The organism is Streptomyces sp. NRRL S-87 (genome assembly GCF_000719335.1).
In the GTDB taxonomy this organism is placed as follows: Bacteria; Actinomycetota; Actinomycetes; order Streptomycetales; family Streptomycetaceae; genus Streptomyces.
In genome coordinates this window covers 1-13,483 of sequence record NZ_JOGB01000099.1, presented here as the reverse complement: position 1 = coordinate 13,483, position 13,483 = coordinate 1, and the positions used below count along the sequence as shown (strand labels likewise).

Genomic DNA, 13,483 nt, shown 5'->3' with positions numbered 1-13,483 from the left:
ATCCGACGATGATGGTGGTGATCTGGACCGCCGTGATCGTCCTGGTCGGGTTCGCCCTCCGCGAGTTCCTCGACACCGGACCCACCCCGACCGCCTAGACTAGGACTTGTCCCGGGCGATCTCTGAGGAGACGATCCCTGGCGCTTGTGAATCTCGTTTTCGAAGGTCCCGCCGAGTGAGGTAGAAGGGCGGTATGGATACCGCCGTTCTTGAACAGATGCTGGACGAGACCTTCGATCACGCTGTCGTGCACCACGGATACACGAACTACATGCGCGACTACGAGGTCATCGTCTACGCGACTGCGGATCCCCGTACCGGCATCATGCCGTGTCACCTGCGGTATCTCTTTCGGTACTGCGTTGAGGCCCGGTGCGAGACGTCGGTGCCGGCGGACACCTGGCGGGTCTCATTGGATGACCGGCTCATCGAGTCCGAGACCGACGCCGACCTCGACGGATACGTCTGGGGCGTGAAGTGGCACTGTCTGTACCCGGGAGCCAAGCTTCTCCCTGAGTCGGAGGCGACCCGACACTGGTCGAACGCCCTCGGGGTCGACTTCCATGAGGTGTGCATTGAGACCAACGCGCACAACCTGACCTTGCTCTTCTCGGACCTTCAGGTGAGCGAGGTCCCGGTGGGATACGCACCCTTCGTCGCGGGGTAGAGGGCAACGTTCGTACGACCTTGTGACCGGTGTGTGTCCGTGTCGTTCTCCCTGTCATGGGGCGGGGTGATCTGAGTGACGCGGAGTGGGAACGGCTGCAGCCGTTCCTGCCGGCAGCAACAGGAGTTGCGGCAGGTGGCGGGACCAGCGGCAGGTGATCGACGGGATTCCGCACCGAGTGCGGACCGGCGTGCAGTGGCGGGACTTGCCGGAACGGTTCGGGCCGTGGAAGACGGTCTATGAACGCCATCGACTGTGGTCGGGCGACGGGACTTGGGAACGCCTGCTCCAGCAGGTCCAGGCCGCGGCCGACGCGGCGGGTGAGATCGACTGGGGCATCTCAGTCGACTCCACCATCGTGCGGGCGCATCAGCACGCGGCCGGCGCCCGCACCGAGCCGCCCCCGGCTCCCGCACCAAAGGGGGTCGCGATGGGAGACCGCCAGGGCGAGACACCGTGGCAAAGTCCCGTCACCCGCCTGGTGGAGGTGGCGCAGGAGGCAGCAGTCCTCACCACCTGGCTCCGAACGTGATCGCCCGGACAAGTCCTTGGAGTTCGTGCTGCGGCGACGCCCGGGCACGCAGAGCGAGGGGCTCCGGCCTCCGTCGGGAAGCCGGAACCCCTCGTCGTGCCTCTCCCGATCCCGCAGCCGTGCGGGCAGCGGTGCCGGCCGCCGGCGTCTCAGACCCGCAAGGCCTCCCGGTCCCTGCTGGGGCCGACGCACAGGGCCCAGATGACGAAGCCGTCGATGACGATCAGCAGGATCGCCCAGAACGGGTACCAGGGCAGCCAGGCGAAGTTGGCGAGCATGGACAGGCCGGCCACTGCGATACCGACGACCCGTGCCCACGTGGCTCCGCTGAACAGGGCGAGGCCCGCCAGCACCACCACGATGCCGAGGATGAGGTGCAGCCAGCCCCAGCCGGTCAGGCTCCACTGGAAGGTGAAGTTCCGCGTCGAGACGAACACGTCGTCCTTGGCGATGGCGGCGATCCCCTCGAAGACGGCCATGACGCCGCCGAAGATCAGCATGGTTCCGGCGAACAGGGTCCAGCCGGACACGGCCGTCCACCCTTGCGTACCGCCACCGGTCGCTCTCGCGCTCTGCGTCGCCATTTCGTGCTCCTTCTGACTGGGGCAAAACACGCACTCCCAGCCTGCCACGGTTCACCCCACCCGGCAGATTCACCGGAAAAGCCCACGTCAGGGCCGCCCCGAGGTGCCGTCAGATCCGGCCCGTGCGCGCATGGGACCCCCCGTTCCCGCATGCGTTCCGGGCTCGGATTCCGGGTGGGAGCGATCGCACGTCAGCCTCGCCCCCTGTCCGGAGCGCGCGGCCGGGCTCCGCGGCGAACGGCGGCCCGGGACCCTGCGGAGGAGATGCGTCCCGCGCGGGCCTGAACGGCGCCGGCCCCGCACTCGGGGAGTGCGGGGCCGCGTCGTGCTTGCCGGCACGTGTCGGCGGCGTACCGGATCAGGGAGCGGGGCGGAGCCAGCCGCGGAAACCGGCCTGGACGCCCGCCTGGAAGCGGGTGTCGGCGTCCAGCTCCTCGAGCATCCGGCTGATGCGCCGCCGGGCGGTGTGCACGTGGACCCCCAACCGCCGGGCGATCGACTCGTCCTTGAGGCCGGAGGCCAGGAGGCCCAACAACTCGCGCTGGTCGGCGGTCAGCGGGCTGCCCGCGCTGCCGACGGGGGTGGCGCGCGCCCACAGGGATTCGAAGAGCGGCAGCGCGACGTGGTGCAGCAGGAGGCCGCCCAGGACGTGGGCGGTCTCGGCCGCCCCGTCGCCGTCCGAGGGCAGGAGCAGGCAGCTGCTCCGGTCCACGAGGACCATCCCGGTGGGCAGACGCAGGCCGATCCGGGCCTGCAGGCCGAGCTCGGTGAGGGCGACCAGGGCCTTGGCGCGGTCCGGGAAGTCGGTGCTCCTGCGGTCGGTGACGGTCCGTACGGAAACTCCGCGGGCCAGGAGTTCGCGGATGCGGTCGCAGTCCACCACCCCCGCCTCCCGGTCGGCGCCCGGTGCGTCCGGCCGGCAGGTCGACCGGTCGAGGACGAGGACCTCCGCCTCCGCCGCCCGCAGGACGGCGTCCAGGCGGGCCGCGACCGTCGGACTGCCGGTCAGGGCACCGCTGTCTCCGCGGCGTTCGGGGTCGGCCGGCCCGGGCGGCAGTCGGTCGGCGAGCCGGTCGGCGTAGTACTGCAGGGACTTCAGGTCCGCGGACTCCTGGTGGAGGAACGCCTGACGGCGCTGGATCAGCGTGCGCAGTGCGTCGGCCGGGTCGGCGGCCGCGTGGACGACCGGCCCGTCGTCGTCCTGCGTGCGGGCCGGAGTCAGGTCATACCGGTCGGTATCGATCATGCGGGGGATTCTGAACCGCTTCACAGAGTCCTCACAAGTGTGCGTGGCCAGTTCCGAGGGGCCCCCGGGTCTGGCCCGGGAGCGGCCCGCAGCGCTTGCATGGCGGCGACTCACAGCAACACGACAGGCACTCATGGTTGAGGAGACCCCTTGCCCAAGTCCCACACGCCCTCGTCGACGAGCACCCCGGCCACGAGGCGGATATGGCGGAAACCGCTCCGATCGGCCGGCGGCCTCGCGGTTCTGCTGGCCGCCGCGATGGCCCTCCCGGCCTCGCCCGCGTGGGCCGTCGACCCCGACGCCGGACCCTCGAACCTCGTGCCCGGCCGCGGTACCGCGACGCCGGTCCTCGTCGAGGGCCTCCGCGAGCCCGTGGACGCGAAGGCCGCCCCGGCCGACGCCGCCCGCCGGCACCTCGCCGCGCACAAGAGCCGCTACAAGATCCCCCGGGCGGGCAGCGATCTCACCCCCCTGGCGACCACCACCACCGGCCGTACCGGTGAGACCGTCCGGTTGCAGCAGAGGTACCGCGGCGTCGACGTCCTGGGCGGACAGTACGTGGTGCGCATGCAGAAGCGGGACGGCAAGCGCGTGGTCACAGGCACGTCAGGGCACTACTTCACCGCCCTGCGCACCGACGTCACCCCGCAGATCGGCGAGGACCTCGCGGTCCGGCGCGCCGTCGCGGCCACGGCCCGCCGGCTGAACGGCGTCCTCGACAAGAGCCGGGCTCCGCGCGCGGAGGACGACGCCGCGACCACCGGCCTGACCGGCGAGGCGAAGGGCCTGGTGGTCCTGCCGAAGGGCGCCGGCGTCCTCGCCTACCGCGTCACGGTGCGCGGCACGGCTCCCGGCACCGGCGCCCCGGTCGTGGAGGAGGTGTACGTCGACGCCCGCTCCGGCTACCCCGTGCTCCAGTACAGCGCGCTGAAGACGGTCGCCGCGCCCGCGGCCCGTACCGTCGGCGAGACCGCCGAGGGCCCCACCGCGGACGCCCCGCCGCCGGTGCCCGCGGGCCTGGTCCCCGAGACCGGGTCGGGGACCAGGCTGAGCGGCGCCGCGACCGCGCTGGACGTCGCCTACGACCCGTCCACCGCCACCTACCTCCTGGCCGACGCCGGCCGCATGCGGGCCACCACCAAGAACCTCCTGGCCACCTGGGACGCGCGCGGCACGTCGGTCTCGGAGGCCTCGGGCAGGTGGCCGACCGGCATCAAGATGTTCTCGTCCCCGACCACCGCGTTCGGCGCCGTCGCGACCGACTCCGGTGCCGTGGACGCGCACTGGAACGCGGGCCGGGTCTACGACTACTTCAAGAACAGCCACGGGCGGGACAGCCTCGACGGCGCCGGGATGACCGTCAACTCGCTGGTCGGCGTGACGTACTACGGCCTGCCGTACGTCAACGCCTTCTGGGACGGCACCAAGATGGTGTACGGCAGCGGGGACGACGAGTTCAAGCCGCTGTCGGCCGACACCGACGTGGTCGGCCACGAGATGACCCACGGGGTCGTGGAGCACTCCGCGAACCTCGTGTACGCCGGCCAGTCCGGCGCGCTCAACGAGGCCATCGCCGACTACTTCGGCAACGCGATCGACGTCACCGCCAGCGGTACGCCGATGGGCGACCCCGCCGCGGGCCTGATCGGCGAGGACCTGTGCCGTACCAAGGCGGCCGCGGACTGTGCCCTGCGCAACCTCAACGACGGGGCCACGACCTCGAAGAGCTTCCTGGGCGTGTCGTTCGCCACCGACAACGGCGGCGTCCACCTGAACTCGACGATCTTCTCGGGCGCGCTGTGGGACATGCGCGAGGACCTCGGCGGGCAGCTGGCCGACCGGATCGTGTACAAGGCCCTCACCGAGTACATGACGCCGATCGACGGGTTCACCGAGGCCCGCAACGCGGTGCTCGCCGCGGCCAGGGCCCTCGGCGTGACGGCCGCCCAGCAGAACACGGTCAAGCGCTCGTTCAACGCCCACGGCATCGTCCCGGGCTGGGAGCAGGCCCTGGGCGTGGACAGCGACACCCTCTTCGGCGGGCTGAACACCACCGACTCCGGCGTGGGCGCCGGCGGCGGATGGTGGACGGCCTCGAAGTCCAACGAGGACGGGTCCGAGCCCTACTCCGTCTACGCCGGCCGGCTGGACGGCACCGGCGGCGCCAAGGTGATCAGCCCCAACGACGGCCGCTACCACACCGGCCCGGCGACCGACGGCAGGACCGTGGTCTGGACCGCCTACGGCCCCACCTCGGTCGACATCCTCTCGCGCCCCGTCGCCGGTGGGCCGATCAAGACCCTCTACAGCTCGGTGACGGGCGTCTCCGGCCTGCGGGTGGAGAAGAACACGGTCGTGTTCGAGGAGTACGACTTCTTCGGCGGCCGGCACGTGGGCTACCAGCGGCCCACCGACAAGGCCCCCGTCTTCACCGACGGCCGGAAGTGGAACGTCCTCACGGCGCTGCCCTCCATCAGCGGCAACAGGATCGCCTACGCCAAGCTCTACCCGCAGGGCGGCACCTACCGCCTCGGCGTGGAGGTCGTCGACCTGACCACCGGCAAGGCCGTGCTGGCGGAGAACCTCGAGGAGCCGCAGGGCCTGGGCCAGACCGGCATCAACGGCGAGAAGGTGTTCTGGCTGAGCGACACCGACGACGGCGACGCGGGGCAGCTGACGATCATGAGCGCCGCCCTGGACGGGACCCACGCGGCCGCCGTCAGCAGCGAGCACAAGCCGGGGGCGCTCATCGCCACCGACCTGACGGTCTCGCAGGAGGCGCTGACGGTCGTCGGCCTGACGCCCGACACGCGGTACCGCAACGAGTCGCTGCCCAAGCTCTGGCAGCTGACCACCGACGGCTCCCGCCGCGAGCGCGTCTCCTGCAACCGGGGCGAGCAGAGCTACCCGGCGGCGGGCGCGGGCCGTCAGGTCGTCTGGCTCGACGCGACCACGGGCTCGACGGACCTCGTCGTCCGCGACCGGCCGGCCGGGACCTGCTGACCTGACCGGTGACCCACGGGGGGCGGGACCGGCCCACGGGCCGGGCCCGCCCCCTCGCGCGACGCGACGTGGGAAGAATCCTTTTCTCTCACCACGGGGCATTCGGGTGATCTTCGTCGGGTCATGTCGTATTCGCTGCCTATGATCCACCGTTGTGACAGAGAGTCGGTACGACCGGGTCGCCCAGGACTCGGCTGATGTGGTGATCCTCGGTGCCGGGCCCGCGGGCCTGGTGCTGGGCAACCTCTTACTCCGCGCCGGGATCGACTGCGTCGTCCTGGAACGCGCCGGACGCGAGCACGTCCGGACCAGGGCACGGGCCGGCTTCCTCGCCCCGAACACCGTGCGCGTCCTGGAGCGCAACGGTCTGGACGAGGGACTGCGCCGGCGCGGACAGCAGCACGGGGTGTGCGAGTTCCGCACCGAGGACGGCCGCTTCCGCCTCGACTACACGAACCTCGGACGGCGCGAGCCGCACACCGTCTACCCCCAACAGGACCTGGTCGCCGACCTCCTGGCGGACTACCTCGACGCCGGCGGCCGGATCGACTTCGAGACCGAGGCCCTCGCCGTCCGCGACGCGGACGGCCCGACCCCCGCGGTGACGGTACGCGACCGCGACGGACGCCCCGCGCGCTGGCGGGCCCGGTACGTCGCCGCCTGCGACGGCCGCCACGGGGCCGGGCGGGGCTCGCTCCCGCCGGGCGCGGTCCGTTGCCACCACCGCGACCACGGTGTCTCCTGGCTCGGCCTGCTCGCCGAGGCGCCACCGAGCCTGGACGCCGTCGGCTACGCCGTCCACCCGCGCGGATTCGCCGGCCACATGGCGCGCTCCCGTGAGATCACCCGCTACTACCTGCAGTGCGAACCCGGCGCCGGCACCGACGCGTGGAGCGAGGACGCGATCTGGGACGAACTCGCCGTGCGCATGGGAGCGGCCCGCTACGGCCCGCTGCTGCGCGGCCGGATCGTCCAACGCTCCGTCGTCCGCCTCGAGTCCGACGTGCTGGAACCGTTGCGCCACGGCAACCTGTTCCTGGTCGGCGATGCCGCCGCGCTGATCAGTCCGTCCGCCGCCAAGGGCGCCAACCTCGCGGTGCTGGGAGCCGAGGTCCTCGCCCTCGCCCTCACCGACGCCCTCGCGCACGGGCGGACGGAACCCCTGGAGCACTACTCGCAGCGGTGCCTGGCCCACATCTGGCGCGCGCAGGAGTTCTCGCACTGGATGATCCGCCTGCTCCACGGCACCCCGGACTCCGAGGAGTCCGCCCCCTTCCAGGAGGGCCTGCGGCGCGCCCGCATCGCCGCACTGCGCACCTCGCGCGCCCAACAGGACTGGTTCGCCGAGAACTACGTCGGCGTCTGAGCGTCCGCGCCCACGTCCCGGCGCCGCCCGCCGGCTCCCCGCGCGCTCCCGCCGCCCTCCGGGCACCCTCCCGCTCCCTCCCGCACCGCCGGTGCCGTTCCCCGACCCTTCCCGCGCCCGCCCGCGCACCTCACGGCACCCTTCTCGCACCCCGTCCTTCCGTTGCTCCCCGTCATCGACCCCAGCACCCCGGCCCGGTCCACCCCGGCCCGGCCACGCCCGGGCCTGCCAGGGGCTGCCCAAGCCCGCCACCGGCCCCGGCAGTTCCCCTTCTTCGAACACGGACAGTGAATGCACACCATGCGCCCCTCCGCCCTGCCCGCGACCGCACCACCGGCGCCGAGCGACGCCGCCACCGACTTCGCCGCCACCGGCGTGGCCGCCGACGTCGTCGCCGACGACGTGGCACGACTGGACGCGACGGCCCGGTTCGTCCGGGCGCAGGACACCGCCGTCCTGCTCTCCCTCGTCCTGCCCGGCCTCGACGGCCCCGAACTGCGGGCGCTGACCGACCGGTGCCGCTTCGCGCACGCCGCCGTGCTCGTCTTCCCGCCCGACGAGGGCACCCTCCGCTCCGAGCTCGCCGCCTGCGGCCTGAGCACCGAGGCCGAGGCGCTGCCCAGCGTCGTGGTCCGCCGGCGCCTGGCCGCCCGCCACCGCCGCGAGCCCGCAGAACTCGACGTAAGGATTCTCCGGCCCCAGGTCCACGGCCCCGCCGGAGAGGACCGCGCGGTCGAGGTCTTCGCACTGACCGTGCCACCGGGTTCCGCGCTGTCCCGGATCGCCGCCGAGGAACGCGCCTTCGCACACGAGGCGCACCTCGCCTTCGACGTCGTACGACCCGATCCCCTGGTCCTGCGCGGGCTGCTGGCCGGTTTCGCGCGCCACGGCGCGGCGCCCGACGGCGGCGGCTACAACCCGCACGAGGACGGGACCGTGTTCTACTTCACCGCCCCCGCCGCCACGAGGACGGCGTACCGGCGCGTGGAGCTCTACGCCGGGGGTGACCATCGCGACGTGCTCGCCGAGCACCTGGCCCAGCACCCCGCCCAGGGCGGCGCGCGGCGCCCGGACCAGGTCCTTCCGGACCGCCCCCGTCCCGACCGCCCCCGTCCCGACCGCCCCCTTCCTGACCAGGCCTTTCCCGACCAGGCCCGTCGGGACCAGGCGCGGTCGGACGGTACCGAGCCGGCGGAAACGCTCCTGCGCCTCATGACCGGCGCCTGGACCACGCAGGCCCTGGCCGCCTGCGCGCGCCTGCGGCTGCCGGAGGCCATGGACCGCCGCACCGGCGCCACCGTCGAGGAGCTGGCCCGCACCGTCGGCGCCCATCCGCAGAGCCTGGCGACACTCCTGCGCTACCTCGACATGCTGGGGGTCGTCAGCGAAGGCCCGGACGGATTCCGCCTCACCGGCGCCGGCGCGCTCCTGCACGGGGAGGCCCCCGCCTCGATGCGGCCCCTGGCACTGATGTACGGGGGACCCTTCTACCAGTCGTTCGTCCACCTGGCCCACACCGTGCGCACCGGACAGCCCGGCTTCGAGTACCTCTACGGCGAGAACCACTTCGACTACTTCGCCCGCCACCCCGAACTCGCCGCCCTCTTCGACCAGTCCATGGCGTCGAGCGCCGCCCTCTTCGACCCCCTGCCCGCCCACCCGGTCCTCACGGCCGCCGCCACCGCCCCCGGGCCCGCACGCACCGTCGTCGACGTGGCCGGCGGCACGGGGGAACTCCTGGCCCGCGTCCTGACCGCCCACCCCACCCTGCGCGGCGTCCTCCTCGAACGCGCCGAGGTGCTCGAAGCGGCCCGTACCCGGCTGGCCGCCGCGGGCGCCGAGGGCCGCTGCGCCTTCCGGGCGGGCGACTTCGCGGACGTACCCCCCGGCGGTGACGTCTACGTCCTCTCCCGCGTCCTGCACGACTGGGACGACGACCGGTGCCGCAGCATCCTCCGGCACTGCGCCGACGCCATGCCCGCGCACGCCGACCTCCTCGTCGTCGAACGCCTCCTGCCCCGCGACGGCGGACCGTCACTGGCCACCGCCTGGGACCTGCACATGATGTGCAACACCGGCGGCCGGGAGCGCACCGCGGACCACTACGCCCGGCTGCTGGAGGACTGCGGACTCGGCTACGTCGGACACACGCCGCTCCCGCTGGGCGCCCACGCGCTGCACGCCCGCAGATCCTGACCCGCCGCCTCCGGCAGGGCCCGCCCCGGGGCACGGCCGGGCGACGACCGCCGTAACCACACCGGGGCGTCAAGCGGTCGGTCACGCTGCTCGCCGCAGGTGCAGCACGTAGTCGGCGGTGAGGGCGACGGTGCGGTCGGCGTCGTGCGACAGGTCGGTCAGGGCCCGGGCGGCGGCGGGGCCGGGGATGTCGGCCAGCGCCTGCGCCAGCCGCAGCCGGGCCGACGGCGCCGCGGAGCCGTGGCCGAGGCGGTCGACCAGTCCGCTGACGATGCGTTCCGCGAGTGCGGGATCGACAGCCAACGCGCCCAGCGCGTCGGCCGCTTCGACGTCCCCGGTCGGTTCGGCGACCATCTCGGTCAGGGTGGGGACGGCGTCGGCCAGCCCCCGCGCCGCCAGCGCCACCGCCGCGCGCCGGCGGCAGACCGGGTCGGTGTCGGTGAGGACGTCCCGCAGCAGTGCCGTCGTGCCCTCGCCGGGGAGTTCGGCGAGGGCCCGCACGGCGCGTCGACGCACCTCGGCGGCCGGCGACGTCAGCGCCTGCGCCAGCAGGGGCAGTGCGGCATCTCCGGAGCGGGCCAGGGCCCAGCGGACCGCTCCGGCGACGTTGGGGTCCTGCTCGCCGAGCGCGGCTTCGACCAAGGCCTCCACCGGCACCCCGCCCCCGGCCCCTCCGGCGGCGGACAGGACCGCGCGCTGCCGTCTGGCCGGGTCGTCCGAGTCAAGGGCGTGCAGGAGCGCGACGGTACGCAGGACGTCCTCCCAGCCGGCCGGGTCCGCGGCGCCGATCCGCTCGAGCCGGGTCAGCAGCTCCGTCTCGGCCGCGATGCGCTCACGGGTCCGGCCCACCAGGGTCTCGATCAGCTCCGCGGGCTCGAAGCCGGGATCGTCCAGCGCCCGCGCGACGTCCCGCAGCGACAGTCCCAGCGACCGGAGGCTCTCGATGTGGAAGATGCGCCGGATGTCCTCGCCCGAGTACTCCCGGTAGCCCGCCCCCGTGCGCTCCGTCGGCCGCAGCAGCCCGAGCGACTCGTAGTGGCGCAGCATCCGGGCGCTGACCCCGGACCGCTGCGCCACCTCACCGATCAGCACGTCCCGCTCACTCCGCCCGCCACCCCGCGCGTCACGCCTCGCGGCACCCCTGTGGTCACCCGCTCGCCACCCCTCTTCTCACGTCTGCTTCAGGCCCCCGTCACTCCTCCGGCGCCGACGGGCCCAGGGCCACGATCCTCTTGGCCTCCTCGAGGGCGGAACCGAACCCGGCATCAGGGTCGCGCATCAGATGCTGCGTGGCGATCGCGTGCCGACGCACTCCAGCGGCCGGATCCGACCGCGCGGCGCGCAGGACGGGCCCGGCGACGGCCTCACCGAGGGCCGCCAGTGCCCGGCTCAGGCTCAACTGCGTCTGGTGCCCGCCGCGTCCGAGTCGGGTCGCCAGTACCTCGGCCAGCGCGGCCGCGCCGTCCTCGGGCACCAGGACGACCGCCGCCCGCCAGGCACTGCGCGCCACTTCGTCGTCGGCGTCGGTCAGCAGCTCCCGTGTGATCGCCGGCCACGCCCGCCGGTCCCCGATCTTCGACAACGTGTGCAGGGCCTGACTGCGTGCCTGCGCGCGCTGCGAGCCGAGCGCGTCGATCAGCCCGGGGACCGTCACCGATGCCGCATGCCGGGTCAACGCCCACGTCAGCATCTCCCGCACCTGGAAGTCGGGCTCGACCGCACACCGCTCGATCAGTACGCCGACCCAGCGGGAGTCCGGGGCCGAGCCCAGGGCGAGGGCCGCCCGCAGCCGTACGGACGCAACGGCGCTCTCCAGCCCTTGGAGCGCGCGCACGGCCTTGACTTCCTCTGCCCGAATGATCACCGGGACCACCTCCTGGGCAGCACTGAAGACCTTGCCACCGTGTCAAGGTCAAGCCGCACGGCCCCCGCGAGCGGCACGCGGCCCCCGCGAGCGGCATGCGGCCGCCGCCACGGCCGCGTGCAGGGGCACCCGACTCCCGGCCAGGGCCCCGGAGGCAGGTGCGCGCCCCGCTTCGCGTGCCGGACCGGCTACCCCGTGGCCACCACCGGGCCGGCGGTGATCTGCGGAGGGTTGGGCAGCAGGGAGGCGAGGTTGTCCCTGACGAAGTCCGCCGCCCTCTTGACCGACTCGTCGGCTCCGGCGTGGTCCTCGAACACACTGGTCGAGAGCATCACCCCGTCGCCGGCGTCGATCCAGTAGTAGGCAACGAATCCGGGGACCTGGCGCAGGAGGGGGACGAACCCCTCCGCCACGAGGCGTCCCGCCTCGGCAGGATCGGTCACCCCTTCGTACCGGCGCACGACTGCGTACACGATTGATCTCCTTCGCGGTCCCGAGGTCCTCTGGTGCGAGAGGACATACCCGCCCCCGTGACCGTGCCGCTCGCGGGGAGGGGGAAGCCACTCGGAAGGGGGCACCGGGGCTCCGGACCGGGCCGTGCGGGTGGCCGGGAACATCTCGGGGTGGTTGACCGTTCATCCAGGTGTGGGTACGGGAAGGGACTGTGTCCCCGGGCCCGACCGTAGCCTGCGGGGAAGATCGTTCGGCTGAAGCCCCGCAGTGCCCCTTCGCCGTGAGGCGACCACCCTTCCCGGTGCCCACACCGTTTGACCGCCCCGACAGGCTTCCCCCCCTGCCGGTCGGGGCCCGGCCCCGACCAGGCCCACCCCCCCCGGGCCGGTCGGGGCCCTTTACGTCCGAGGCTCCCGCGCACGCCTCCCGGCGGCGGCGCATTGGGCGCGGCTCACTTGCGATGCCGTCGGCGCTGTCGGCGTGGGCCAGCGAGACCACCTGCTGCGGGGCGGAGGCGGGGGCCGCCATCGCGGTCGCCGGCAGGGCGATGCCGCCACCGATCAGGGCCACGGAAGCGCCGGCCAGGACGATACGACGGGACAGGATGCGCTCGAACATCGGAATTCTCCACTCGGTATGTCGGGAAGGGGAGGTGAAAACCGCCCTCCTTTTCTGACCTGAGGGAGATTTTCTGCCCCCGTTTTCCGGATGTTTTCTCCGGTGAGGGCGTACTTCAAATAAACCCCACCCGTGCGCCACCGTCACGCCACTGGAATACGGGACTTGACAGACCGCTCCCCGGGGGTCGAGGTCCGGCAGGGGTGGGCGTACAGGCGACCGGCCTCGCGGGTGGCCGGTACCTCGCCCATGCTGGGAGGTGGGGCGACGTCGGCCCGGAGCCCGTCCTTCGGAGAGGCGCGAACGGGCTGCCCGAGAGGAGGAAGCCGTGGGTGTGCGAAGGAGGCTCGGCCTCGTCCTGAGCGTGGCTGTCCTGGCCGGCGCGAGCGCAGTCGGTGCTGCCACCGCCCAGTCCGCCACGCCGCCGCCCATCACCAGGGAAGCCTGCACGGTCGCGGGCGGACAGATCTCGACGGTGCCCGGCGGGGGCGCGATCTGCGCGCTGCCCGACGGGAGCAGGCAGCCGATCGCCTGACGGCCCCATCGCCCGGAGGCGGCCGCCTACCGCAGGCAGGAGCGGCGGATGCGGGAGAGGACTACCTCTCCCGCATCCGCCGCTCCTGCGTCGTGGACCTTCTGCGGCCCCGCCCCCGCGACGAGGGGGCGGGGGCGGGGCGGCAGAGCGGTCCTCCTGCTACTTGCCGAGCTTGGCCTTGAGTTCCGCCTTGGCCTGCTTCTTGATGTCCTTCTTGGAGACGGTGCCGCCGGTGCCGGTGGCGTCGCCGCTGACGGAGGTGGCGTCGCCGGTGTTCACGGCGTCGGCGCTGGCGTCGCCGCCCGTGGCGTTGCCCGTGATGATCGTGCACTTGTTCTTGCAGGTGTTGCCGCCGGTGTTGGCGTTGCCGCCGGTGGCGGTGCCGCCGACGGTGGTGTTCTCGGCGTTGGAGTCGCCGC

Annotated in this window: 10 protein-coding genes and 2 pseudogenes; 6 read left to right on the top strand and 6 right to left on the bottom strand. The window is 73.0% G+C overall.

Features of this window, described 5'->3' with window-relative positions:
• The first annotated feature begins 193 nt into the window (after positions 1-193).
• Both IF43_RS0134480 and IF43_RS43310 read left to right on the top strand, forming a co-directional pair.
• Entirely contained in the window at positions 194-667 is a 474-nt protein-coding gene (locus IF43_RS0134480; RefSeq protein WP_030210412.1) for a hypothetical protein, read from the top strand.
• 56 nt (positions 668-723) lie between these two features.
• Positions 724-1,058, top strand: a pseudogene (locus IF43_RS43310) (IS5 family transposase); the annotation flags it as partial.
• 290 nt (positions 1,059-1,348) lie between these two features.
• Here the strand turns inward: IF43_RS43310 and IF43_RS0134470 are convergent.
• Both IF43_RS0134470 and IF43_RS0134465 read right to left on the bottom strand, forming a co-directional pair.
• On the bottom strand, positions 1,349-1,783 hold the full coding sequence (locus IF43_RS0134470) for a hypothetical protein (RefSeq protein ID WP_030210410.1): 435 nt from the start codon (positions 1,781-1,783) through the stop codon (positions 1,349-1,351).
• A gap of 358 nt (positions 1,784-2,141) precedes the next feature.
• Positions 2,142-3,029, bottom strand: a complete 888-nt coding sequence (locus tag IF43_RS0134465; protein WP_051796821.1) for a helix-turn-helix transcriptional regulator — start codon at positions 3,027-3,029, stop codon at positions 2,142-2,144.
• Between the two features lie 150 nt (positions 3,030-3,179).
• Between IF43_RS0134465 and IF43_RS0134460 the strand changes: the two genes are divergently transcribed.
• The 3 genes from IF43_RS0134460 (at position 3,180) to IF43_RS37310 (ending at position 9,594) form a co-directional block, all read left to right on the top strand.
• Positions 3,180-6,032: a M4 family metallopeptidase gene (locus tag IF43_RS0134460; RefSeq protein WP_324605148.1), complete on the top strand. Its 2,853-nt coding sequence runs from the start codon at positions 3,180-3,182 to the stop codon at positions 6,030-6,032.
• Positions 6,033-6,186: 154 nt separating this feature from the next.
• A complete protein-coding gene (locus IF43_RS0134455) occupies positions 6,187-7,398 on the top strand; it encodes a 4-hydroxybenzoate 3-monooxygenase (protein WP_234332641.1) in 1,212 nt (403 codons plus the stop codon).
• A 291-nt stretch (positions 7,399-7,689) separates the two neighbouring features.
• The gene (locus IF43_RS37310; RefSeq protein ID WP_234332640.1) at positions 7,690-9,594 is read left to right on the top strand and encodes a methyltransferase; all 1,905 of its coding nucleotides are present in this window, start codon (positions 7,690-7,692) and stop codon (positions 9,592-9,594) included.
• Between the two features lie 81 nt (positions 9,595-9,675).
• Here IF43_RS37310 and IF43_RS0134440 read toward each other — a convergent pair whose 3' ends face one another.
• The 3 genes from IF43_RS0134440 to IF43_RS0134430 form a co-directional block, all read right to left on the bottom strand.
• The gene (locus IF43_RS0134440; protein ID WP_030210402.1) at positions 9,676-10,686 is read right to left on the bottom strand and encodes a HEAT repeat domain-containing protein; all 1,011 of its coding nucleotides are present in this window, start codon (positions 10,684-10,686) and stop codon (positions 9,676-9,678) included.
• A gap of 100 nt (positions 10,687-10,786) precedes the next feature.
• A complete protein-coding gene (locus IF43_RS0134435) occupies positions 10,787-11,458 on the bottom strand; it encodes a HEAT repeat domain-containing protein (protein ID WP_030210400.1) in 672 nt (223 codons plus the stop codon).
• Between the two features lie 188 nt (positions 11,459-11,646).
• A complete protein-coding gene (locus IF43_RS0134430; protein WP_030210397.1) occupies positions 11,647-11,931 on the bottom strand; it encodes a hypothetical protein in 285 nt (94 codons plus the stop codon).
• A 926-nt stretch (positions 11,932-12,857) separates the two neighbouring features.
• Between IF43_RS0134430 and IF43_RS0134425 the strand changes: the two genes are divergently transcribed.
• Positions 12,858-13,064: a hypothetical protein gene (locus tag IF43_RS0134425; RefSeq protein WP_234332639.1), complete on the top strand. Its 207-nt coding sequence runs from the start codon at positions 12,858-12,860 to the stop codon at positions 13,062-13,064.
• A gap of 159 nt (positions 13,065-13,223) precedes the next feature.
• Here the strand turns inward: IF43_RS0134425 and IF43_RS0134420 are convergent.
• Positions 13,224-13,483, bottom strand: a pseudogene (locus IF43_RS0134420) (hypothetical protein); the annotation flags it as partial.

What these genes read in the sequence shown, in the direction of transcription:
- IF43_RS0134480 (WP_030210412.1), top strand. Translation starts at nt 194, where the DNA reads ATGGATACCGCCGTTCTTGAACAGATGCTGGACGAGACCTTCGATCAC.
- IF43_RS0134470 (WP_030210410.1), bottom strand. Translation starts at nt 1,783, where the DNA reads ATGGCGACGCAGAGCGCGAGAGCGACCGGTGGCGGTACGCAAGGGTGG.
- IF43_RS0134465 (WP_051796821.1), bottom strand. Translation starts at nt 3,029, where the DNA reads ATGATCGATACCGACCGGTATGACCTGACTCCGGCCCGCACGCAGGAC.
- IF43_RS37310 (WP_234332640.1), top strand. Translation starts at nt 7,690, where the DNA reads ATGCACACCATGCGCCCCTCCGCCCTGCCCGCGACCGCACCACCGGCG.